Consider the following 249-nt stretch of genomic DNA (forward strand, 5'->3'; position numbering starts at 1 on the left):
GTTTTTGTGAATCTTCCTGAGCTTATCACCAGCATCTTGTAGCTTCTTATAGCGTTCATAACCTTTTAACGAGGCAAGGTTACCGCCACTTATCTCACTGATACAATCACTTATTCTGATATGATGAATCTCGTAACCGGATTTAATTAACACACTGGATAAGGTTTCTTTTAATGCTTTGACACCAGAGCCAATGGCACCACATAGACCAATTACAAGCTCTTGGGATCGCCTGTTTTGGATATGTCT

The 249-nt window shown here is 39.8% G+C and carries 1 pseudogene; it reads right to left on the minus strand.

Features of this window, described 5'->3' with window-relative positions:
* Window positions 1-249 (minus strand): annotated as a pseudogene (locus ACYP03_RS27290) (anti-phage dCTP deaminase); the annotation flags it as partial.

This window comes from Photobacterium sp. R1, from assembly GCF_054600795.1.